Source organism: Faecalibacterium sp. I4-1-79 (assembly GCF_023347235.1).
Lineage (GTDB): Bacteria > Bacillota > Clostridia > Oscillospirales > Ruminococcaceae > Faecalibacterium > Faecalibacterium tardum.
Genome location: NZ_CP094467.1, coordinates 2,401,514 through 2,424,580 on the forward strand (window position 1 = coordinate 2,401,514; position 23,067 = coordinate 2,424,580).

Sequence of the window (23,067 nt, forward strand, 5' to 3'; positions counted from 1 at the left end):
TTATGCGATTGTCACGGCTTACGAGCCGTGACAATCGCATTTTTATGAGAGACGGCATCACAAAAAGCAACCACTTCTCTTTTTTGTGCAAAAAGTTCCCGCGCGGTACAGTTTTGTGCTATACTATAAGATGTGAAATTACGCAACGGAGGAACTGCATTATGCGTTTACTGGTCATTGACGGCAACAGCATTGCCAACCGCGCTTTTTATGGCATCAAGCTGCTGACCACCAAGGACGGACGTTACACCAACGCCATCTATGGCTTTTTGAACATTCTGCTCTCCCTGCTCAAGGAGTGCCAGCCGGACGAGGTGGCCGTGGCTTTTGACCTGAAAGCTCCCACCTTCCGGCATAAAATGTACGATGGCTACAAGGCCACCCGCCACGCCATGCCCGAGGAACTGGCACAGCAGATGCCGGTGCTCAAGCAGCTGCTGGCAGATCTTGGCTACCGCACCGTTACCGCCGAGGGCTGGGAAGCGGACGATATTCTGGGTACACTGGCTGCTGCCTGCGCCGCCCGCAAGGACGACTGCTTCCTTGCCACCGGAGACCGGGACAGCCTGCAGCTGGTGAGCGAGAGCACCACCGTGCTGCTGGCTGCCACCGTGATGGGGCGCAGCAAGACCGTGGTGATGGACGAGGACGCCATTCAGGAAAAATACGGCCTTGCGCCTAAGCAGCTCATCGAGGTGAAGAGCCTGATGGGCGATACCTCAGATAATATCCCCGGCGTGAAGGGCATCGGCGAAAAGACCGCCCTTTCGCTGGTGCAGACTTTCGGCTCGCTGGATGGCGTGTACGAAAACATTGACGACAAGCGCATCAAGCCCAAGCAACGGGAGCACTTGCTCGAGGATAAGCCCATGGCCGAGCTGAGCCACACGCTGGGCACCATCCGCACCGACGCCCCCATCGACACCGCCGAGGGTTCCTACACCGTGGGCGAGGGCAACAAACCCGCCGCCGTGCGGCTTTTGCAGGAGCTGGAGATCCACTCCCTGATCCCCCGGTTCGGGCTGGATGGCGTAGCGCCGGAAGCCGCCGCCGAAGAGCAGGCCATAGAGCTGCCGGAGGCTGACATTGCTCCCCTGCCCCTGACCCCCGCCGGGCACTATCTGGTGGCCGCCCGCCCCGCCGTTACCGGCAAGCAGGGTACCCGCAACGTGGTATTGCAGCCGGAAAGTTGGTACGCCGTGCAGGATACCACCGTCTACCCGCTGGAGGACGGCGACCTAGTGCGGCTGCTGGACAACGCCGATGTAACGCTGGATGTGTTCAACTCCGCGCCCCTGTACGCCAAGGCCATGGCTGCCGGCGGCTGGGGCAGCAGCATCGTCTGGGACGGCAAGCTGGCTGCCTATCTGCTGGACGCTTCTGCCTCCAAGTACCAGATCAGCGAACTGATCCCCGCCTACAAGGCCGCTGCCGCCTTTACCTGCACCGATTACCCGGACGCCGGGCGGCTGGCCGACCTGTTTGCCCGGATGAAGGCTGAGATCACCGCCTGCGGCGAGGATGCACTGTATAATGAGATCGAGTTCCCGCTGGCACAGGTGCTGGCCGACATGACCCGCACCGGCGTGCTGGTGGACAAAGACGGCATCGAGCAGTTCGGCGTAAAACTGCGGGAGGAACTGGAGCAGGTGCTGACCCGCATCCACATGGAGACCGGCAGCGCCACCTTCAATCCCAACAGCCCCAAACAGCTGGGTGAAATGCTGTTCGACACCATGGGTCTGCCCCACGGCAAAAAGACCCAGCGCGGCTGGTCTACCGATGCCGAAACGCTGGAAAGCCTGCGCGAGTACCCGCTGGTGGAGGACGTTTTGCAGTACCGCGCCTACCAGAAGCTGAACTCCACCTATGTGGAGGGTCTGCTCAAGGTCATTGGCGAAGACGGACGCATCCACTCCACCTTCAACCAGACCGAAGCCCGCACCGGGCGGCTCTCCTCCGATAATCCCAACCTGCAGAATATCCCCATCCGTACCGAGCTGGGCAGTCAGCTGCGCGCCTACTTTGTTGCAAAGCCGGGCTGTGTGCTGGTAGATGCGGATTACAGCCAGATCGAGCTGCGCATCTTGGCGCACATCACCGGGGACGAACACATGCAGCAGGCCTTTTTGAACGGTGAGGATATCCACCGCAGCACCGCCGCCAAGATCTACGGCATCCCGCAGAGCGAGGTGACGCCACGGCTGCGTTCCTCTGCCAAGGCCATCAACTTTGGCATCATGTACGGCAAGGGCGCATACAGCCTTTCCAAGGATATCGGCGTGACTGTGAAGGAAGCCGATGCCTTCCTCAAAAACTATCTGGCTGCCTTCCCCAGCGTGAGCGGCTATATGGACAAGACCATCGCGGACGCCAAGGCAAACGGCTATGTGTCCACCCTGTTCGGCCGCCGCCGCACCCTGCCGGAGCTGGCCAGCACCAACTTCAACGTGCGCGCCAGCGGCGAGCGCATGGCACGCAACACCCCCATTCAGGGCACCGCTGCGGACGTGATCAAGCTGGCCATGGTGCGGGTGTGGAAGCGCCTGCGGGACGAAAAAATGGCCAGCCGCCTGATTTTGACCGTCCACGATGAACTGATCGTGGAGGCCCCGGAGGCGGAGGCCGAGCAGGCTGCCCGCATCCTGCGGGAGGAAATGGAAGGCTGCGTGCAGTACGCGGTGCCCTTGAGCACCGATGTGCACGCAGGCAAAAACTGGCTGGAGGCACACTAAAATGATCATTCTCGGAATCGAGTCTACCTGTGACGAAACTGCCGCTGCACTGGTGGAGGACGGACGGCATCTGCTGAGCAACGTCATCTCCACCAGCGTCAAGGAGCAGGCGCTGTACGGCGGCGTTGTACCGGAGATCGCCAGCCGCCGCCACTGCGAATTTATCAGTGCTACGGTCAAAAAGGCTCTACTGGACGCCGACAAGACCATAGACGATGTGGACGCCGTGGCCGTTACCTTTGCGCCGGGGCTCATCGGTGCGGTGCTGGTGGGCGTGAACTTTGCCAAGGGGCTGGCCTACTCGGCAGGCAAGCCGCTGGTGCCGGTGCACCATCTGCGGGGACACATCGCCGCGCTCTACCTGACCCACCCGGAACTCAAGCCGCCTTTTTTGTGTCTGGTGGCGTCCGGCGGGCACAGCCACATCGTGGAGGTGCAGGACTACACCCACTACCACATTCTGGGTCATACCGTAGACGATGCTGCGGGCGAAGCCTTTGACAAGGTGGCCCGCACACTGGGTCTGCCCTACCCCGGCGGCCCCAGCGTAGCCGCCGCCGCAAAGACCGGCGACCCCAAGGCTTACCGCCTGCCGGTGCCCCATGTGGAGGGCAAATACAACGTGAGCTTTTCCGGCTTAAAGACCGCCGTGCTCAACGAGGTGAACAAGGCGCAGATGAAGGGCGAGGAAGTGAATGTGCCCGACCTTGCTGCCAGCTTTCAGGAGCGCATTGCGGGCATTCTGGCCGAAAAGCTGCTGCTGGCTGCTGCCGATACCGGGGCAAAGCAGGTGTGTCTTGCCGGCGGCGTAGCCGCCAATGGCCGTCTGCGCCAGCTGGTGAATGACGGTGCCCAGAAGCTGGGCGCAAAGGTCTACCTGCCGGAGCTGAAGTTCTGCGGCGACAACGGTGCCATGATCGCGGCACAAGGCTACTACCAGTACATTGCCGGGCATACCGCCGGGCTGGAGCTGAACGGTCTGCCCACCCTGTCCATCGACTATGAATAAACACAACATCGGAGGTGTTCCCATGACTGAGCGTAATCCTATCCTGCAAAGCCTGTTCGACCGCAAGTCGGTGCGGGTGTATGAAGAAAAGCCCATCCCTGCTGAGATGAAGCAGGCCATTTTGGAAGCTGCCGCACAGGCGCCCTCTGCGGGCTGCCAGCAGCTGTATACCATTTTAGACATCACCGACCCGGCACTGAAAGAAGCACTGGCCGAAAGCTGCGACCACCAGCCCTTTATTGCCAAAGCACCGTTGGTGTTGGTGTTCTGCGCCGACTGCAAAAAGTGGTACGACGCCTACTTAGAAGCCGGCTGTACGCCCCGCGCCCCGGGTGTGGGCGATTTGATGCTGGCAGTCACCGATGCCGCCATTGCCGCCCAGAACGCCGTGGTCGCCGCCGAAAGCTTTGGCATCGGCTCGTGCTACATCGGGGACATCATGGAGAACTGCGACACCCAGCGCAGTCTGCTGCACCTGCCGGACTATGTGTTCCCGGCGGTGATGCTGGTGTTCGGCTGGCCCACCCAGCAGCAGAAGGACCGCGTAAAGCCCCAGCGCTGCGCCATGGAGCATATCGTGCACGAAAACGGCTACCGCACCATGGACGGTGCAGAGCTGCGGGACACCTTTGGCTACAAGGCAGGCAACGCGCCCTTTGACCAGTGGTGCACCGCCTTTTGCAACCGCAAGTATAACTCCGATTTCTCCAAAGAGATGACCCGCTCGGTGGAGGAGTACCTCGGCCAGTTCCGGTAATCTGAACCGCAAATTACAGCAACCAAAAGCGGCAGCTGCACGGTGTTTTGTGCAGCTGCCGCTTTTGGTTTATCTCTGGTTTTCCGCAAACAGTGTGCCCAGCTCCGGCAGGATATCGTGAGGCAGCATTCCGTACTCACCGCGCTTTGCGGCAGCCCGGTCGGCGGCGGCACCGTGCAGGTATACCGCACAGGCAGCGGCTTGGTAGGCGGGCAGACCGCAGGCCAGCAGCGCCGCAAGCATCCCAGCCAGCACATCCCCGCTGCCGCCCCGGGCTAGCCCCGGGTTGCCGGTGGGGTTCACGCATACCCGCCCGTCCGGGCTTGCCACCACGGTGCGTGCCCCCTTCAGCACCACCACGGCATTCCACGCCTTGGCATACCGCAGGGCAGCACCCTCCCGGTCGGCGGCAAGCTCTGCTGCCGAAAGGCCGGTCAGGCGCGCCATCTCGCCGGGGTGCGGGGTAACTACCAGTTCTCCCGCCGGGTGCGGGAAGGGCTTGCCCTCGGCCAGCATCTGGGCGGCGGCGTTCAGACCGTCTGCGTCCAACACCGCAGCCCCCGCAAAGCCGGGCAGCAGCTGCTGCACCAGCGTGCGGGTCTCGGTGGCCCGGGCGGCGCTTTGCGCTGTGCCGCCAAGGCCGGGGCCCAGCAGCAGCACGGTGGCCTTCTGCCGTCGGAGCAGCGGCATATTTTCCGGTGCAATGCCGCCCTGTGCGCCCTCCTTACAGGGGCACAGGCAGCACTCCGGCAGACGGGTCACAGCGGCGCTGACCACCGGCTCTACGCTTGCAAGGGTAACGATGCCCGCCCCGGTGCGCAGTGCACCCTCGACTGCCAGCAGAGCAGCGCCCCGGTAAAAGGCGCTGCCCGCCACCGCCAGCACACTGCCAAAGGTGCCCTTATGGCTGTCCCGGGCACGGCGCGGGATGCTCTGCCAGACAAATTCTTCGGTAATTTCCACAGCCATGGGTACACCTCCAGAGAACGGTTTTAAATGCCCTCCGCGTTGCTGTGGGCATTTTTTCGTGGAAAAGATATTTTAATTTCGGTCTAGCGGAACGCCTGCAGGCGTTCCGCTAGACCATTTTCACAGGAGGCAGTCTTTACGCCTGCCCCTGCACAAGGGCACGGATCTGCTTTTCCACGTTCTGCACTTCCTCGTGGAACGTCCGGGCGGACACGCGCAGCGCGCCGTGACCAAGGATGATGACCTGCTCCATACCGTCCGAGGTCGCCACACGGACGCGGCGGCTCTTGCCGATCTCATGGGTGACCCGCTCGATGAACATATCGGCGGTCTCGGCCTCCTTGGTGTAGACCACATGGATGTTGTGGTACTGCTCGATGGCGCCGGGGCTTCCGGGCACGCGGTAAGCATCAAATACCAAGATGAGCACACATTTCTGGTAGCCCTGATAGTTGCACAGAATGTCCATCAGCCGATGGCGGGCGGCGTCTAAGCTTTCCTTTGACAGCGCGTTCAGCTCGTCCCACGCAAAGATGATGTTGTAGCCGTCCACCAGCAGATACTCCGGGGCGATCTCCCACTGTTCTGCGGCAAAATCCGGGCGTTCGGTCTTTTGCACCGGACGGAAGGCCGCCAGCGGGTCGCGCTTGATAGGGCCGTAGGTGCGCTCAAAAATTTTAAGCAGCTCGGCATCCTCTTCCAGCGTGGCGCGGTAAGCCATGGCGCGGCGCTGGGGCGCAGCCTGCACCTCCGGGCGGGCGGGCTTTGCCTTGCCCCAGCCGCTTTCAACATGCATGTGACTGCGCACCTCGTTCCACGGCACCACAAAGCCAGCACCATGGGCACAGAACACGGAATCTGCGGGGTTTTCCAGATCATGCTCCGGCTGGTAGCCGATTTCTGCAATGACCTGCTGCGCGTTGTGGCAGGGGCGGTAACCGTCCAGCGTCAGGCTCAGACGTCCCCTGCCCCGGGTGTAGCTGACCACCTCCATGGGGTAGCTGCGCATGGTAGATACCGGCGCAAAGCCGGTCAGGGTAGCCGTGTCGGTGCCGCTTTCCGGCGGGTCAAAGCTGCCCTCCATGCGCTGGACATCGCTCATGGCGCGGCCAATGTTCTCCACCGGCACTTCCAGCCGGAAGGCATACCACGGCTCTAACAGCTGGCTTTTTGCCAGCATCAGCCCCTGCCGCACGGCACGGTAGGTAGCCTGCCGGAAATCGCCGCCCTCGGTGTGCTTGAGGTGCGCTTTGCCGGCAAGCAGGGTAATCTTTATATCGGTCAGCGGTGCACCGATCAAAACGCCAAGGTGCTGCTTTTCTTCCAGATGGGTCAGCACCAGTCGCTGCCAGTTTTTGTCCAGCACCTCTTCCCGGCAGTCGGCGGCAAACTGCATCCCGCTGCCCCGGGGCAGCGGTTCCAACAGCAGATGCACCTCGGCATAGTGGCGCAGCGGCTCGTAATGGCCTACGCCCTCCATGGGCTCGGTGATGGTTTCCTTATACAAAATGCCGCCCGGGCCAAAGGATACTTCCAGCCCGAACCGCTCCGCCAGCAGGCTGCGCAGCACCTCCAGCTGCACCTCGCCCATCAGCTGCACATGGATCTCGCCCAAGCTTTCGTTCCACACCACATGGAGCTGGGGCTCTTCCTCCTCCAGCCGGTGCAGCTTGCCCAGTGCGGCGTGCACATCCGCGCCCTCCGGCAGCAGCACCTGATAGCTGAGCACCGGTTCCAGCACCGGCACATCGCTGTCCCGCTCTGCCCCAAGCCCGGTGCCGGGCTTTGCGTGGGTCAGGCCGGTCACGGCACACACCTGTCCCGGGCCGATGGTCTCGGTCAGGGTATATTTTGCGCCGGAGTACAGCCGCAGCTGGTTCGCCTTTTCTGCCCACGGTTCGCCGTCTGCTTCGCCGGTGAGCAGAGCCTTTACCTTCAGCTCCCCGCCGGTGACCCGCAGCCACGTCAGGCGTGCGCCCTGCTCGTCCTGCGACACCTTGAATACCCTTGCACCAAAGGCGTGCAGCGCCGGGGCGGGGCGGGTGTAGCGGTCAAGCCCCTCCAGAAGTGCATCCACCCCGTCCAGCCGCAGCGCCGCCCCGAACCAGCACGGAAAAACGTGCCGCCGGGCAACTGCGGGGATAATATCTGCATCGGTCAAGGTTCCCGCGTCCAGCATTTTTTCCATCAGCTGCTCATCGCACAGCGCCAGTGCTTCGTTGCGGGCGGCAGGCTCTGTGCCAAAATCCACAAAACCCTCGCCAAGGCGGTGGTTCAGCTGGGTGAGCAGTTGTTCCCGGGTCATGCCGGGCAGGTCCATTTTGTTCACGAATACAAAGGTGGGCACATGGTAGCGCCGCAACAGCCGCCACAACGTTTCGGTATGGCTTTGCACGCCGTCCGTTCCGCTGACCACCAGCACGGCGTAGTCCAGCACCTGCAAGGTGCGCTCGGTCTCGGTGGAAAAATCCACATGGCCGGGGGTATCCAGCAGGGTAATAGAGGTATTGCCCGCCGTAAGCAGCGCCTGCTTGGAAAAGATGGTGATGCCACGCGCTTTTTCCAAGCTGTCGGTGTCCAGAAAGGCGTCTCCGTGGTCCACCCGTCCCAGCTTGCGGATAGCACCGGCGCGGTAGAGCATGGCCTCGGAGAGGGTGGTCTTGCCGGAGTCCACATGGGCCAGAATGCCCAGTACGATCTGTTTTTGCGTTGTTTCCATGCACTGCTCCTATAAGCCGTTTTCCTAAGTACTGCGCACCATTTCCAAAAACAGCTTCTAAAAATAATTTCCTGTTTATTGTAACACGCTTTGGAGGGAAAAGAAAGTTTTCGGGTGCAAATCCCGCAGGCAAAAAACAGCACCGGGCAGAAAATGGTCTGCCCGGTGCGATTTTCTTAAAAAAGATCCAGCATATTGTCCAGATAGATTGCCTCCCGCACCTGCAGCTGGTATTCCGGCTTTATCATGTAGTAAAGCAGAAATTCCAGCACCAGTGCACTGCCAAGCCCCCTGCCCTCTATCTTAAACTGGGAAAAGCCTGCGGGCAGGTACCGCTGCCGGATGTCATCCGTCCCTATAAACCCGGGGCTGCGCATCGCCTTTGAAAAGCGGTAGCCCTCGGCGGCATCCGGGGCGGTGCAGCGGTGGTCCGGGCAGTCCTCGCCCAGATTCTGTCGGCTGACTGTCTCGTAGCAGCGCTTGCGCTCTGTGCAGCCAAACCAGCAGCACTCATTGCACAAAAACTCCACCTTCGCCTTTTGCTCCGGCGGCAGAGCGCGCAGCTGCTCCAGTGCCGGGTTCAGCCGGAAATCCGGCACCACATACCGGAACTGCGGTTTTTCCAGTTCCTGCCGCAACTGCGCAAACTCTGTGAGCACTTTTGTGGTGGAGGACACCAGATACAACTCCGGCCAGCGCTGTTGCAGATAGTCCGCCAGCAGGTCGGAGTGGACGATCACGCCGTTTGGCACACTGCCGCTTTTTGCAAACTGCTCACACAGGGCGTTGCACTGCGGGTCGGCAAGGTGCTGGGCCCGCAGCAGGGAGTTGCTGAAGGTCAGCCGCCCGGAGATATCGTATTCCCGCAGCAGCGCCAGCACCTCGCGCGCAGCTGCCCCGCCGCTGGAAATGCGTCCCCCGCCCCAGATGCAGCCCGCCGGGGCACCGTAGATAGAGCCGATGGCGCACCAGTCGTAAAAATATTCCCGGTGTTCCCGGTACAGCGGCAAAAAGCGGCGGTACAGCTCGTAAAACTCGAACAGGCCGGGCAGATGATAATAGGCAGCTGCGGGCTTTTCCATAGGGGGTCCTTTCCTGCAAAAAGGGAGCTGCTGCGTAAAAATGCCGTGCAGTGGCTCCCCTGTTTTTATCCTATTTGCTTTTGTTACACGGTAGCGCCGACCTGAGGGGCACCCCCGGCAAGCTGCTCCGCCGTAAGCGGCTGGGCTTCTGCGGGGGCGTTCAGCCGCTCCTTGGCCACCGCCAGCATCAGCTTGATGCGGTTTTCCTGATTGACCCGGGTGGCGCTGGGGTCGTAGTCGATGGGAGTGATGTTGGCGCTGGGATACAGCGCACGGATCTTGTTCACCATGCCCTTGCCCACGATATGGTTGGGCAGGCAGCCAAAGGGCTGCGCACACACGATGTTGCCGTAGCCGCCCTGCACCAGCTCGATCATTTCGGCGGTCAGCAGCCAGCCCTCGCCCATTTTTGCGCCCAGCGAGATAACGCCCTTGGGCTTTTCCACCAGCTCTTTGAAGGGGCCCGGCGCATAGAACCCGGCGTCCGTCTCTGCCTTGAGCATGGCGCGCTCCACGCTGTCCAGCCAGTTGAGGAACTGGTCAGTGCCCACCTTTACAGCCAGCTTGCCGCCGTACAGCACATGATCCTCGCCCATGTTGAAAGCGCAGTACTGTACAAAGCCCATCAGACCGGGGAAGTTCACCTCGCAGTCCTGACTTTCCAGGAATTTCTGCAGGTCATTGTTGCCCAGCGGGCTGTATTTGACGTAGATCTCGCCCACAACACCCACCTTGACCTTGGGCACTCGGGTGACCGGGATAGTGGCAAATTCCTTTGCGATGAGCGGGAAGGTGTGCTTCATTTCCCGGGAAGTAAAGCCCTTGCCTGCCAGCAGTGCACGGCCAAGACGGGCGATCCAGCGGTCCACCATGCGGTCAGCAGCGCCCTTTTCGTTCTCGTAGGGAGCCACCTGATTGCGCAGCGCACACAGCATATCGCCGTAGAAGATGCAGGCAATGCACTTGCGTGCCAGCGGGAGGGTCATCTGGAAGCCGCTGTCCTTTTCCAGACCGGAAAAGTTCAGGCTTGCCACCGGGATCTGCGGGTAACCGGCCTTGACCAGCGCCTTGCGCAGCAGATGGATATAATTGGAGGCGCGACAGCCGCCGCCGGTCTGGGTGATCAGCAGAGCGGTGTGCTCCAGATCATACTTGCCGCTGTTCAGCGCATCCAGGAACTGGCCGATGACCAGCAGCGCCGGGTAGCAGGTATCGTTGTGGACATACTTCAGCCCCAGCTGCGCCACAGCGCTGCCGCAGTTGCCCAGCAGCTCACACTTATAGCCCTCGCAGCGCAGTGCGTACTCCATAAGCCGGAACTGGGTAACGGCCATGTTGGGGATGAGGATGGTGTGGGTCTTTTTCATCTCCGGGGTAAATTTGGGATAATGATATTCCATAGGTTCCTCCTATGTTGCTCTAAACAAGATAGCTCCTGTAAAAGCCTTCCCCCCTTGGGGGGAAGGCGCTGAACGAAGTGAAGCGGATGAGGGGTAATTGGCATGATGCTCTGCCAGCGCCCTCACCAGTCACATGCGGTGGCAGCCTATCTCAGGGTTACTTTTTCTCTGCCTTTTCTGCGGCGGCCTCGTCCCGCTCGTCCAGTGCGGCAAACAGGCTGCGCAGACGGATGTTCACGGCACCAAGGTTCGTGATCTCATCAATCTTCAGCTGGGTATACAGCTTATTGCCCCGCTGCAAAATCTCGCGGGTCTCGTCGGTGGTAATGGCATCCACGCCGCAACCGAAGGACACCAGCTGCACCAGATCCATATCCTTCTGGGTGGTGCAGTACTTGGCGGCAGCGTACAGGCGGCTGTGGTAGGTCCACTGGTTCAGCACGCTGGTGGGGAACTTCTGCACCCGGTTGGAGATGCTGTCCTCGGTGACCACCGCAGCCCCGTGGCGGGTGATCAGGTGGTCGATGCCGTGGTTGACCTCCGGGTCTACATGATAGGGACGGCCTGCCAGCACAATGATGCGCTTGCCCTGACGGCGCGCCTCGTCGATGATCTCGCTGCCCTTTACCCGGATCTTTGCCATGTGTGCCTCGTACTCCGCGTAGGCAGCGTCGGCTGCGGCCTGCACCTCTTTTTCAGAGATGCCGCCAAAGTACTTGGGCAGCACCTGTTTTGCCATCTTGTGCACAAAGTCCTTGGGACGGTGGATGCCCACATAATCATAGATGAACTTTTTGCCCTCCAGCTCCGGGCAGTTGCCTGCCAGAACCTCCGGGTAGTAGGCCACCACCGGGCAGTTATAGTGGTTGTCGCCCAAGCCCTCGTCTACATTGTAGGTCAGGCAGGGGTAGAAGATGGCGTCCAGCTGCATCTGGCTCAGTGCCTTGATGTGGCCGTGGCTCAGCTTTGCCGGGAAGCAGGCGGTATCGCTGGGGATGGTGGCCTGTCCGGCCAGATACAGCCCGCGGGTGGACACCGGGCTGGTGTGCACCGCAAAGCCAAGGCTCGTCCAGAAGGCGTACCAGAAGGGCAGCAGCTCGTAGAAGCCCAGACACAGCGGGATGCCGATGGAACCGCGCTTGCCGGGCACAGGCTTGTAGCTTGCCAGCAGCTGCTGCTTGTAGGCGTACAGGTTCAGACTGTTATCCTCGCTTTTGCCGGTAACGGGCTTATCGCAGCGGTTGCCGGAGATGAACTTGCGGCCATCGGCAAAGGTGTTGACGGTCAGCTGGCAATGGTTGCCGCAGCCGCCGCACTTGACGCTGACCACCTGCTGTGCAAACTTCTCCAGCTCCTGCTCGTCCATCATGGCAGAGGTGGTCTGGTTGTTTTTATGGCTCTGGCGCAGGCCGTACAAAGCAGCGCCGTAAGCACCCATCAGACCGGCAATGTCCGGCCGGATGACCTCCACGCCCATCTCCTTTTCAAAGGCGCGAAGCACAGCTTCATTATAGAAGGTACCGCCCTGTACCACGATCTTGCGGCCCAGCTCTTCCGGGCTGGAGGCGCGGATCACCTTGTACAGCGCGTTCTTGACCACGCTGATGGACAGACCTGCCGAGATATTCTCGATGCTGGCACCGTCCTTCTGTGCCTGCTTGACCGAACTGTTCATGAACACGGTGCAGCGGCTGCCCAAGTCCACCGGGCGGTCTGCGAACAGACCCAGTGCGGCAAACTCCTTGACGTCGTAGCCCAGCGCCTGTGCAAAGGTCTGCAAAAAGCTGCCGCAGCCGGAGGAGCAGGCCTCGTTCAGGAAGATATTGCTGATGGCGCCATCCTCGATCTTGAAGCACTTCATGTCCTGCCCGCCGATATCAATGATGAAATCCACGTCCGGCATAAAGTATTTGGCAGCGGTGAAATGTGCCACCGTTTCCACCAGACCGTAATCGCAGCGGAAAGCGTTTTTCACCAGTTCCTCACCGTAGCCGGTGGTGGTGACGCTTGCCACCTGCAGCCCCGGGTGCTCTTTGTAAATCTTGAGCAGCTGCTCCCGGATGAGGGGCAGCGGGTTGCCAAGGTTGGGCTGATAGTTGGTGTACAAGATCTGACTCTTTTCGTCCACCACCACCAGCTTGACGGTGGTAGAGCCGGAGTCGATGCCGATATGCACCGGCCCGCAGTGGGCACTAAAAGCCACGCGGGGCACACTATGGGACATGTGCCGTGCGTGGAAAGCCTCGTACTCCTCCTTGCTGGCGAACAGCGGCGGCTCGCTGGCATAGGTAGCAGTGGCGGCGTACTTGTCCAGCGCAGCGGCCACCTCGGTGAGCACAAACTCCTTGTCGGCATACAACGCAGCGCCCAGCGCCACATACAGCAGGCTGTTTTCCGGGCAGGTGCCGGTCACGTTCAGCGCTTCATCAAAGCTTTTGCGCAGCACGGTGCTGAAAGTGAGCGGGCCGCCCAGATAAAGGATATTGCCCTTGATGGGACGTCCCTGTGCCAGACCGGCGATGGTCTGGTTGACCACAGCCTTATAGATGCTGGCGGCGATATCCTCGGTGCGGGCACCCTGATTGATCAAAGGCTGCACATCACTTTTGGCAAACACGCCGCAGCGGGAGGCGATGGTATAGGTACGCTGCGCCTGCTCTGCAGCCTTGTTCATTTCATCGGCGCTCATCTTCAGCAGGGTAGCCATCTGGTCGATGAAAGCACCGGTGCCGCCGGCACAGCTGCCGTTCATGCGTACCTCGGTGCCGTTGGTCAAAAACAGGATCTTGGCATCCTCGCCGCCCAGCTCAATGACGCAGTCCGTCTTTGGCATAAAGCGCTTGACCGCCACGCGGGTGGAGAACACCTCCTGCACAAAGGGCACGCCACAGCTGTCCGCTAAGCCCATACCGGCAGAGCCGGAGATGCTGAGCAGCGCCTTGCAGCCATGCAGCTGCTCGGCATCAATGCGCCGCAGCAGCTCCTGCGCCTTTTCCAGAATATGGCTATAATGTCGTTCGTATGTAGAATACAGCAGTTCATCATGCTCGCCCAGCACCACACACTTGATGGTGGTACTGCCGATGTCAAGACCTACTCTCACCTTGTTTTCCCTCCTAAGGACAAATAACCGGAGCATAACGCCCCGGCTGCCATGGCAAACAGCCGTTTGCGGCAAAGATGTGCAACGGCCGCTTTCTCTTTTCAGCAGCCCGCATTGCGCAGCTACGCTGTTTTTAAGCAGCATTCGCTATAAAAAATGCAGCAAATGCGTTTTTGCATACACTATTATTATAATCCAATCGCGGGCGGCATTCAATCCATGTTGTCTATTTTACACGAAAAAAATAGTATTTTTTGCTCAAAAGGCTGAACTTTTTGTGAACAAGTGTCTTTTTTCCCCGCAAAAAAGCCGCCGCACAGAGTTTGTGCAGCGGCTTTGTACCGGCGGGACATTTTGAATGGTTTCCACGTACGCTTTGGCTATTTCGGGCGGGCATCCTCTCTACGACTCCACGCGTAAAAGTGACTTTGGATCGTTCTGTTTTCCTTACCGGTTCACGAAGTTCAGCACCAGAACCAGTAGCAGCATGTGCACGGGGTAAAAGGCGTAGCAGGCATACTGGAAAGGCTTGCTGTGATAGCCCTGCCGCCCGCGGTACAGCCAGATGGGCACCAGTGCCAGCAGCGCCAGCCCCTGCTGGCAAAGTTCAAAGTCCATGCCGAAAAGCTGGATTGGATACATAAGCCCGCCCAGCAGCTCCACGTTGACCCAGTACAGCGCAGCCAGCTGCCCCAGCAGACACCACCACTTGCGCCCGTGCCCGTGAAAAAAGTAGAAGATGAACACGGTCAGCACCCCGGCGCCGTAGTAGTCCACCATGCCCAGCGTGCCAAGCACCGCGCCCGCCGCCACCACAAGGGCGGATACCAGCAGGTACAGCGCCATTTTCTGCTTTTTGCGCACGGTCTCCATCAGATGAATGCCCAGAATGCCCAGCAGCAGCGTCCAGATGACGTTCTGGTGCACCGGGTAGAACCATGTACCGCCGTACATCAAATCGAAGGGCACTTCCGAAAGCAGGGCAAACAGCAGCAGCCGCAGAGTGTATTTTTTCAGGTCATGGGTGTGGAAATAGCCCTCCACCGCCATAAAGGCAAAGATGGGAAAGGCCACACGTCCCGCACAGGTCAGCCATTCCTGTGCCGGCAGCAGCGTCGCCCACAGGTGGTCCATCAGCATCAGCGCCATAGCAAGGATATGAAGAGCCGCTGCGCTCAGGTCAAAGCGGGTCGCGGCAGCGGGTTTGATCGCTTTTGTTGACATACTCGTACCTCGTCTTTGTCGAAATTTCGTTGTTCTGTCTGGAATACGAACGAGCCCCGCAAAGAATTGCAGCCCCGGCCAGATTTTTCCACCGCCGGAGCTGCAGTAATGCTTTATTTTTTCTGATGCGAATACCCCAGACACAAATAGCTGGAGCCAAGGCAGAGCCATACCACCGCCGTAGAGTGATTCTCGCCGGTAACAAGATTCAGCACCGCAGCAAGAAAAAACAACAGTCCGCTGAGATAAAACAGGCTGCATTTTTTCATAGAGCACACCTCCGGTGTCGGATGATTTTTTTATTGGAATGCAGAATGGTGTTAAAGGCTTCCCCCGTCCGGGGGAAGCCTTTAACACCAACCACAAGTCCCCGTTTTATCATTTGAGGCCTTTCCCACCGGCTATTTTGGATACGGCAAGCGCAGGGGCGGCTGCCATTTTACTCCGCGTGCAAAGGGGCGCAAAGTGCCCGCCCGGCACGCAGAAAGCATGTGCCCGCAACAGTCTGCGGGCAAATTCATGAAGGGTGGCTTGCCTGCCTGCCCATGGAGACGTAAGCGCAAAAGCAGGAATGCGGGAAGGAGCAAGGGACGGTTTCGGCGAAAAAGCGTCTGGCGGTGGCGGAAAAGCCGAACGCAAGATTTTTTCATAATAGCTGGCTCGTAAGGTGAGCCGTACCAAAACTTCCTTGCGGAAATGTGCAGCGTTATAGTTCATCTGCACCTGAACCGGCAGCTGTGCACCCGGCGCTTGCCGCACCCAAAATAGCCGGTGGAACGTTTATTTAGTTTTTGGCGTTTTCCAGATAGATCTCAAAGGCTTCGGCAAAGCTGGCATTTACATCAAAGGGGACAGTGTAGTCCACCTTGGAGGTCACAAGGCAGAGGTCCAGCCGATTGGAGGTTTCGTCTGCCTGCCGGTTCAGCTTGCTCAGCGCGGCATGGATGACCTTGCGGTCGTAGTTGATGGTGGTCACCCGCTTCACATCGCAGCAGTAGGAGATCTGGTTGCCCTCGGCGTTGAAGCGGTAGCCGGTGCCCCCACCGGAGAGCAACTGCTCGGAGCTGCGCAGGTCGTTCATCCGCTTGAAGGTGCGGGCAATGCTCTGGCGCGCGGCATTCAGGCTGACCTCGCTGTCCATATCCATGTCCAGTGCATCCTTTGCCTTGCGGATGGCGGCAAACAGGCGGCTTTTTTCCTCCAGCAGGTAGAGCATGAACCGGGCAATGTCGGTGATCTGCTCCGCATATTCGGTCTGTGCTACGTCCATAACGGTCTCGTCCTCAGCCTCGGGCATCACCTTATGGCGCAGATAGGTGTTGGCCACCTTGGTCACGTTGGCGTCGCAGTCCAGAATGCCCTGTGCCTCGTCCAGCAGGGACTGGAGCTTGTTCTGGTAACGGAATGCTTCCTTCAGGTTCATAGTCGTTCCCTCCGTCTTTTTTCTGTCTTCAGCTTACCACAGACTGCCCGCCCGCGCAAGCTTTCCGGTAAAACAGACAAAACGCCCGCCCCGGCATGACCGGGACGGGCGCTTTGCGTTTGCTATGACACTTATGGGATTAAGAGAATATCAGTGGTCAGCCGGCCACGCGCTCGGTGCGGCCTGCCTCCAGCATATAGCGCAGGAAGCCGGTCACGTCGGCAGGGTCGGTCACGGTGAGGTCAAAGCCCTTCTTGGGGGCAGTGTCCATCATCTGCAGCATGGAGCATGCGGTAGCGTCCTTTTTCAGGTCGCAGGTCTTGCCGTTGTCCAGATGCAGCAGCACGCTGCCGTGGCTGGCAGAAAGCTGGCGCATGAAACGTTCCTTATCAAAATACTCGATCCGAAGCATAGGAATACCTCCTTGATGAAATGGTTTATGTTACACTTGCCGTCCAGTCCTCTTTGGACAGGCGGCGGGAGAATAGCGGTTTTGCCCGGCAGTGGAAACGCTTGCACAGCTTGCGTCCCGGCTGCCTTGGTGCTATACTGAGCTTGGAAACTCTGATAGGATAATACCACAAAACAATCGCAAATAATAGAACAGAACCGCATAGTATATGCAACAAAACCGGCATTGGCAAAAAACATTCAAAGTATTGCGGAAAGGATTTGGTGAATATGGCATATCAGACAAGCTGTGCCTCTTATACCAGCGGCCGGGTGGGACTTTCCAGTGCTACTGCTGTGGTAGCCGATGCCGCCGGGCGGGAGCAGACCCAGCACGGCAGCCCGCTGTTCCCTATTGCCTGCTATGCCGAGGATCTTTCCTGTTTTTCGGTGGCGTGGCACTGGCACGAGGAATTTGAGTTCATTCTGGCGGCGCTGGGGCCTATCCATGTGGATGTGAACAAGACCCGACTGACCTTGCAGACCGGACAGGGCGTGTTTGTCAACTCCGGTGCGCTGCACGCGGTAGAGCCTGCCGAGGACAGCGCGCTGCTGCACTCCGGCGTGTTTCAGCCCCGGCTGATCGGCGGCATGGACACCGTATTCTGGCAAAAGCTCATCCGCCCGCTTTTGCAGCCGGGCACGCCGCCCTTCTTTTTGCTGGATGAGGCCGTGCCATGGCAGCGGCAGGTGCTGCTCTGCCTGCGGGAGGCGTGGAAGGGCGTGGCGGACGAGCCTTTCGACTACGAGAACCGGGTGCGCTACCACCTTACCGCCGCCCTGCGGCTGCTCATTACCCAATGCGTCAGCGGCAAGGTGAAGGTATCGGAGCAGGAACAAATTGCCTCGGAGCGGATGAAACAGATGCTGCGCTATGTAGAGGAGCACTACGCCGAGGAGCTGACCGTGGAAAAGCTGGCCGGGTGCGTTGCCCTGAGCGAAAGCGCCTGCCTGCGCAGCTTCCGGCAGTTTCTGGGCATCACGCCCATCCAGTACGTCAAGCAGTTCCGGGTGGAAAAAGCCGCCGAGCTGCTGCGCTCCACCCGGCTCAAGACCGGCGAGGTGGGGCTGGAATGCGGCTTTTCGGACGCCAGCTACTTTATCAAGACCTTCCGGGAGATCAAGCACTGCACCCCCCGGGAGTACCGTATCCGCTTCTGCTGATGTGAAAGGTAAAAATGCCGAGCAGAACCGCAGAACTCCCCCAGTCACGGCTGCGCCGTGCCAGCCCCCTCTAAGATGGGGCCTTTGGCATAGCGATAAAGTTTCCTACTAAAGCGCAAAGTTTCCAAATGCGCCAGAGGCTCCCTCTCCGAGGGAGCTGGCAAAGCCGTTAGGCTTTGGCTGAGGGAGTTCATTTCACTACTCCCCATGAAAAATCAATGCCGGGCAGTCTGCGCGTTGCCCGGCATTGTATTATAAAATTATCCCCTGCCAGCGCTCCGGCGGGATGACCGGCTCGGTGACAAAGGCTTCGGGGTTCGGGGCAAGAACATGGCGGGTGACCCGGAAAAGCCCCTCGGCGTCGCACAAAATGCAGCTTGCATCGCCAAGTTTTGTGTTCCGGGCTGCGCCGCAGTCCAGATATGCCTGCTCCAGCTTGACGAAATCCTCCGAGATATGTGGCTGCTGCGCGTTGTAGTGACGACGCATATAGACGTTGTGCTGCACCCCGGCTTCGTCCACCACGGTCATCTGCATGGGCTTGTCGGTCAGGCGGTTCGGCACGTTCAGTACCTCCTCCACGCTATGGATAAAGGTGTTGCGGGCGTGGGTGACCCCCAGCAGCAGCACCTTGCCGTGGGCTGCCCGCAGGCGGTCGTAGCAGCCGCCGGGGGTGCAGGGGGTGTTTGCGTCCAGTTCCCCTTCCAGATACGCAGCCGCTCCCTTGCCATAGGCCGCCATGCTGTGGGTGGGGTGCAGCGAGCGCAGCACGCCGGGGCGCTGCCGGAACAGCTCCGGCAGAATGCCCACGCAGCAGGGGCTGCGGCGCACATCAAACACCCGGTTCTCCTCGTTGATGAACCGCCATGTGTGGGTGGGCAGCAGCAGCAAGCCCTCCGCAAAAAACTCCATCCATGCGTCCAGAACCGTGTCTGCGCCACCCTCCACCGGGCCGATGGACTTCATGGAGGAATGGATCAGGATAGTCTCGTTCCCTGTCAGCCCCATCGCGGCAAGGTCGTGCTTGAGGTCAGCCTTTGTATATGCCATGTCATTTCTCCTTTTCGGGCGTTTTTGTTTACCTCCAGTTTACCGCCTTTCGGGCAGCAAAGCAAGCATACACGCAAAAAGGCACATGCCCTGCCGCATCTGCCGGAGACGATCCGGTATCTGTGGGGTATTTGTCCTTTCAGCTTTTTCAGCAAAATCCTGTATACAATATTTCAACCCGCAGTGTTGCCGCAACAGTCAGCGCCGTGCTTTTCTATTGTAATATTTGACAGTTATTCTCTGTTTTCTTTATGCATTTGATACAACAGCCGCTTGATTGCGGCATTTCATCAGCACTTTTCCCGCATTGCAAAGTGGTATATCCGTTTTTTCGATTCAGGAGCAGCTCTGTGTGTGAGCGCAAGCACTTGTATACAAGTGTTCAAACAAAGTTCCGTTCCAGCATTGACATTCCGCTGTCAGAACGGTACAATGATAATAAGATTATATTTACCGGATAAATGGAGAACGACTATGGCTACATTACAGCACACGGATGAGCTCTATCATATTCTCGAGGACGAGATCTGCGCGTTGAAGATCCTGCCCGGGGAAGCACTGAGCGAGAACCAACTGTGCAAGCGGTTCGGTGTTTCGCGCACCCCCATCCGCAGCGTTTTGCAGCGGCTGGAGCAGAACCGCTTTGTGCAGATCATCCCCTGCAAGGGCACCATCGTCACCGCCATTGATATTGGCGTGGTGGATCAGCTCATCTTCCAGCGTGTTGCGGTGGAGGGCATGGTGTTCCGGGATTTTGTGCAGAGCTGCTCGCCCATGGAGATCCTTGCGGTAGAACACCTTTATAATGTGCTGCTGGAGGCCGCTGCGGGGCGCAGCGACCCGCAAAACTTTGATTTCAACCACTTCCTCAGCTGCGACCTTGCCATGCACGAGTACTGGTTCCGCAAGACCAGCAAGGAGTACCTTTGGGAGCAGATAACCCGCCCGCAGGCAGACTATTCCCGCTTTATCCGTCTGGACATCGTAGGCGCGCGCAACGTGCCCAGCGTTGTCAGCGAGCACGCCGAGATGCTGCGTATTCTGCGGGAGAAGGATCTGGACGCCATTGAGCCGCTGATGCGTACCCACCTGTACGGCGGCGTGAGCCGCATGGGCAGCAAGGTCTACTCGGACGAATACCGCGTCTACTTCAAGCTGCCAGAGGGCAAATAATAAAAAGGTCGCTGCACAGTCTCCTGTACAACGACCTTTTTCTGGTTGCGCCAGCAGGAGTCGAACCTACGATGGGGGAGTCAAAGTCCCCTGCCTTACCGCTTGGCGATGGCGCATCATGCAAGATAGTATAACATATTTTCCGCTTTTCCACAAGAGGTGTGCCACGTTTTTGCCGCTTTTTTCTGTGCGCTGCCTGCTACATTTGCGGCGGTTCGAGTCGTTTTTTGGCTTTGCGGCAAAGGTTTTGCTTTTTCCATATCCTGCCATGTTTTTACGAAAGGTAAGTTTTGCGGGATGCGTTTTTCAAAAAGCGCAGTCTACACGGGCATAAATTTTATCTTGCAAAGGTGAAATTTATTTTTTTCTTGATTTTTCTTATTATTTTCTCAAAAGACTGTATTTTTTGTTGCGGTTCTGGTACACTGGATGTGATAAAAATAAGTTGAAGAAACTTCTCCTGCGTCCGGGCTGCACCCGGGCGAGGCAGTGTCTCCATCTTTGTGAAGGAAAGCGAGGGATCTCATGAAAAAATTCCTGAAAACGCTGGTGGTCGTGCTTTGCCTGTTCACGCTGCTGTGCTGCGCACTGCCGGCTGCATTTGCTGCCGACAAAACTTCAGGGAGCAAAAAGGAAGAGAACGTGTACGCCATTGGTATGGATGCCCAAGGCGGCATCTGCTCTACCGTGGTCACCTACACGAACCTGTCCGGCAAACTGGAGAGCACGCCTGAGCAGCCTACCATGACGGGCTACACCTTTGACGGCTGGTACACCGAGCCGGTGGGCGGCAGCAAGGTGACCACCTCCACCGTGTTCACCTCCGATGCCACCATCTACGCCCACTGGACTGCCAAGGCCAGTACCACTACCGTACTGCAGCCCACCACCCAGCCTGCCACTGGACAGTGGCAAAAGTATGTAGGGCCTGCACTTGTGGCCGGTGCCCTGCTTACTACTCTGCTGGTCGCCACCATGTTCTGAACACTGCTGTAAACGCAATGATACCATTGAAGAAAGGGATCTTACCATGACTACTTCTACCATGAAAATGCCCGCCAGCTATTCCGCTATCGAAGCCGAGGAGATGACCTATCTGGACGGCGGCGCCAGCAACGCTTATCAGGCCTTCCTGGACGTTGGTAAGGTGTTCAACTACATCGCCCGCATCTTCTCCGGTGCAAGCTCCATCATCAACAACGTCAACGTCATTTACCAGTCCTTTGTATCGCTGAACAGCCTGCTGGGCAGCTTCGGCAAGTAAAAGGATCACCCCCAAAGTTTGGATACGGGAGCCGCGCTTTTTTCGAAAAAGTGCGGCTCCCGTTTTTCGTAGGCGCACTGATTCAGTGCATTACTGCGCAGAACTTCGCACCCCAGAATTATGAAGGGAAATTTTAACAATTCTGTGGTATATTGCCTTCTTTTTAGGTGTTTTACATATAAAATAAAAAAATTTGCGATATTTTTTCGGCTTTATCTCTTGATTTTGTGTCCGATTTGTTATATTGTTGTTACAGGGAGTGTGCTAAAATAAGATAGTTTATAAAAGGTCTCTCCAGCCGCGCAAATCGCGTGGAGACAAGCGATTTTTCAGGCATTTTCTTTAAGTTTTTTCGGTATTTTCGAAAGAAATTTCGTTATCTTTACATTCGGGAGTTTGTACGCAAATGGCAGATCGTGAACTGCGGCGGATGCACCGCGCTGAACTAATAGAGATCATCTATGCGCTGAAACAGAGCGAGGACCAGCTCAAGGCGCAGAACGCTGCGCTCACCGCGCAGCTGCAGGACCGGCAGCTCCGGCTGGAAAGCGCTGGTTCCATCGCGCAGGCCGCGCTGGAGCTGAACAACGTGTTCGCCGCCGCACAGGCCGCCGCCGATGACTATCTGCATTCGGTACAGGCCAGCGTTGCGGACACCAACGCCACCGCTGCCAACACCCTTTCGCAGGCACGCAGCGAGGCTAAACGCATTCTGGAACAGGCACAGGCAGACGCCGACAGTCTGAAAGCGCAGGCGCAGCAGGAATGCGATGCTATGACCGCCGCCGCCGCACAAAAGCGCACCCAGACCGAGGCTGACTGCAAGGCCATGGTAGAGCGCGCCGAGCAGGAGGTGCAGCAGCGTTGGCAGGCATTTGACCACAAGGCCAACGAGTTGCTGGACCAGTACCGCAGCACAGACGGCCTGCCTTCGGAGGAATCATGAAAAAACGCGATATCCGGTTCGCTTCCATCCCTTCCACCGAGGAAGTGGCCGCAGAACGTGAGCGTCTTGCGTACCAGAGCCGCTACCAGCGGGTGCTGCGCAGTACGATCTATATTCTGGTGGTGGTAGCCGCAGTAGCCGTGCTGCTGGCTACGCTGTTTTTGCCGGTGCTTCAGGTCTCTGGCGACAGCATGAACCCTACGTTGAATGACAAGGACATTATCCTGCTGGTAAAATCCAACCACATTGAAAACGGTGAGTTATGCGGGTTTTACTGGCAGAACAAGCTGCTGCTCAAGCGCATCATCGGGCAGCCCGGTGATGTGATCGATATGGACGTGAACGGCGTGGTCTCGGTAAACGGCGTGGCGCTGGACGAACCCTATGTGGACGCGCTGACCGTGGGCGAATGCGACATTCGGTTCCCCTATCAGGTGCCGGAAAACCGCTACTTCGTGCTGGGCGACCACCGCTCCACCTCCATCGACAGCCGCAGCAGCGTGATAGGCTGCGTTGAAAAAAGCCAGATCGTTGGCAGGGTTTTTCTAAGGATATGGCCCTTGTCCAGCTTCTCGTTGATCCATTGACCCCGGGAGGAG

Annotated in this window: 20 protein-coding genes and 1 tRNA gene; 9 read left to right on the top strand and 12 right to left on the bottom strand. The window is 58.5% G+C overall.

Annotated elements, in window-relative coordinates; all coding sequences use genetic code 11:
- Positions 1 to 161: 161 nt before the first annotated feature.
- The 3 genes from polA to MTP36_RS11915 are packed head-to-tail and all read left to right on the top strand — an operon-like array spanning position 162 to position 4,501.
- The gene (gene polA, locus MTP36_RS11905; RefSeq protein ID WP_249250911.1) at positions 162 to 2,735 is read left to right on the top strand and encodes a DNA polymerase I; all 2,574 of its coding nucleotides are present in this window, start codon (positions 162 to 164) and stop codon (positions 2,733 to 2,735) included.
- A 1-nt stretch (position 2,736) separates the two neighbouring features.
- Positions 2,737 to 3,744, top strand: coding sequence for a tRNA (adenosine(37)-N6)-threonylcarbamoyltransferase complex transferase subunit TsaD (gene tsaD, locus MTP36_RS11910; protein WP_118658266.1), 1,008 nt, complete (start codon positions 2,737 to 2,739; stop codon positions 3,742 to 3,744).
- Between the two features lie 22 nt (positions 3,745 to 3,766).
- On the top strand, positions 3,767 to 4,501 hold the full coding sequence (locus MTP36_RS11915) for a nitroreductase family protein (protein WP_249250920.1): 735 nt from the start codon (positions 3,767 to 3,769) through the stop codon (positions 4,499 to 4,501).
- Positions 4,502 to 4,570: 69 nt separating this feature from the next.
- Here MTP36_RS11915 and MTP36_RS11920 read toward each other — a convergent pair whose 3' ends face one another.
- The 9 genes from MTP36_RS11920 to MTP36_RS11960 all read right to left on the bottom strand — a co-directional run bounded on the left by MTP36_RS11920 (position 4,571) and on the right by MTP36_RS11960 (position 16,833).
- The gene (locus MTP36_RS11920; protein WP_249250929.1) at positions 4,571 to 5,470 is read right to left on the bottom strand and encodes an NAD(P)H-hydrate dehydratase; all 900 of its coding nucleotides are present in this window, start codon (positions 5,468 to 5,470) and stop codon (positions 4,571 to 4,573) included.
- 136 nt (positions 5,471 to 5,606) lie between these two features.
- Positions 5,607 to 8,189 carry a translation factor GTPase family protein gene (locus MTP36_RS11925; RefSeq protein WP_249250931.1) on the bottom strand — a complete coding sequence of 861 codons (2,583 nt, stop codon included), beginning with the start codon at positions 8,187 to 8,189 and terminating at the stop codon, positions 5,607 to 5,609.
- Positions 8,190 to 8,365: 176 nt separating this feature from the next.
- Positions 8,366 to 9,271, bottom strand: a complete 906-nt coding sequence (locus MTP36_RS11930) for a hypothetical protein (protein WP_249250933.1) — start codon at positions 9,269 to 9,271, stop codon at positions 8,366 to 8,368.
- An 83-nt stretch (positions 9,272 to 9,354) separates the two neighbouring features.
- Positions 9,355 to 10,671: a 2-hydroxyacyl-CoA dehydratase gene (locus tag MTP36_RS11935; RefSeq protein ID WP_097778770.1), complete on the bottom strand. Its 1,317-nt coding sequence runs from the start codon at positions 10,669 to 10,671 to the stop codon at positions 9,355 to 9,357.
- A gap of 157 nt (positions 10,672 to 10,828) precedes the next feature.
- On the bottom strand, positions 10,829 to 13,810 hold the full coding sequence (locus MTP36_RS11940; protein WP_249250968.1) for an acyl-CoA dehydratase activase: 2,982 nt from the start codon (positions 13,808 to 13,810) through the stop codon (positions 10,829 to 10,831).
- A 411-nt stretch (positions 13,811 to 14,221) separates the two neighbouring features.
- Positions 14,222 to 14,998 carry a TraX family protein gene (locus MTP36_RS11945; protein WP_249250970.1) on the bottom strand — a complete coding sequence of 259 codons (777 nt, stop codon included), beginning with the start codon at positions 14,996 to 14,998 and terminating at the stop codon, positions 14,222 to 14,224.
- Between the two features lie 113 nt (positions 14,999 to 15,111).
- The gene (locus tag MTP36_RS11950) at positions 15,112 to 15,267 is read right to left on the bottom strand and encodes a hypothetical protein (protein ID WP_249250972.1); all 156 of its coding nucleotides are present in this window, start codon (positions 15,265 to 15,267) and stop codon (positions 15,112 to 15,114) included.
- 515 nt (positions 15,268 to 15,782) lie between these two features.
- A complete protein-coding gene (locus MTP36_RS11955) occupies positions 15,783 to 16,421 on the bottom strand; it encodes a hypothetical protein (protein WP_097782421.1) in 639 nt (212 codons plus the stop codon).
- A 157-nt stretch (positions 16,422 to 16,578) separates the two neighbouring features.
- Positions 16,579 to 16,833, bottom strand: coding sequence for a hypothetical protein (locus MTP36_RS11960; protein WP_097778774.1), 255 nt, complete (start codon positions 16,831 to 16,833; stop codon positions 16,579 to 16,581).
- Positions 16,834 to 17,102: 269 nt separating this feature from the next.
- On the opposite strand from MTP36_RS11960, the gene MTP36_RS11965 reads away from it, so the two are divergent.
- Positions 17,103 to 18,035, top strand: coding sequence for an AraC family transcriptional regulator (locus MTP36_RS11965; protein ID WP_249250974.1), 933 nt, complete (start codon positions 17,103 to 17,105; stop codon positions 18,033 to 18,035).
- Between the two features lie 252 nt (positions 18,036 to 18,287).
- Here MTP36_RS11965 and MTP36_RS11970 read toward each other — a convergent pair whose 3' ends face one another.
- Positions 18,288 to 19,085, bottom strand: a complete 798-nt coding sequence (locus tag MTP36_RS11970; protein WP_249250976.1) for an AAC(3) family N-acetyltransferase — start codon at positions 19,083 to 19,085, stop codon at positions 18,288 to 18,290.
- A 474-nt stretch (positions 19,086 to 19,559) separates the two neighbouring features.
- Between MTP36_RS11970 and MTP36_RS11975 the strand changes: the two genes are divergently transcribed.
- Positions 19,560 to 20,258 carry a GntR family transcriptional regulator gene (locus MTP36_RS11975; RefSeq protein WP_249250978.1) on the top strand — a complete coding sequence of 233 codons (699 nt, stop codon included), beginning with the start codon at positions 19,560 to 19,562 and terminating at the stop codon, positions 20,256 to 20,258.
- Between the two features lie 42 nt (positions 20,259 to 20,300).
- Here MTP36_RS11975 and MTP36_RS11980 read toward each other — a convergent pair.
- Positions 20,301 to 20,374: transfer RNA gene (locus MTP36_RS11980), tRNA-Gln, on the bottom strand.
- Positions 20,375 to 20,518 carry a hypothetical protein gene (locus MTP36_RS11985; protein ID WP_249250987.1) on the bottom strand — a complete coding sequence of 48 codons (144 nt, stop codon included), beginning with the start codon at positions 20,516 to 20,518 and terminating at the stop codon, positions 20,375 to 20,377.
- Positions 20,519 to 20,783: 265 nt separating this feature from the next.
- On the opposite strand from MTP36_RS11985, the gene MTP36_RS11990 reads away from it, so the two are divergent.
- The 4 genes from MTP36_RS11990 (at position 20,784) to lepB (ending at position 23,055) form a co-directional block, all read left to right on the top strand.
- The gene (locus MTP36_RS11990) at positions 20,784 to 21,242 is read left to right on the top strand and encodes an InlB B-repeat-containing protein (protein WP_249250996.1); all 459 of its coding nucleotides are present in this window, start codon (positions 20,784 to 20,786) and stop codon (positions 21,240 to 21,242) included.
- A gap of 46 nt (positions 21,243 to 21,288) precedes the next feature.
- The gene (locus MTP36_RS11995) at positions 21,289 to 21,522 is read left to right on the top strand and encodes a hypothetical protein (RefSeq protein WP_242852953.1); all 234 of its coding nucleotides are present in this window, start codon (positions 21,289 to 21,291) and stop codon (positions 21,520 to 21,522) included.
- A 406-nt stretch (positions 21,523 to 21,928) separates the two neighbouring features.
- Complete coding sequence (locus tag MTP36_RS12000) at positions 21,929 to 22,468, top strand: hypothetical protein (RefSeq protein WP_249250998.1); 540 nt, start codon at positions 21,929 to 21,931, stop codon at positions 22,466 to 22,468.
- Positions 22,465 to 23,055 (top strand): signal peptidase I, encoded by a 591-nt coding sequence (gene lepB, locus MTP36_RS12005; RefSeq protein WP_055186076.1) that lies wholly within the window; start codon positions 22,465 to 22,467, stop codon positions 23,053 to 23,055. The genes MTP36_RS12000 and lepB overlap by 4 nt, the downstream gene beginning before the upstream one ends.
- Positions 23,056 to 23,067: the final 12 nt, after the last annotated feature.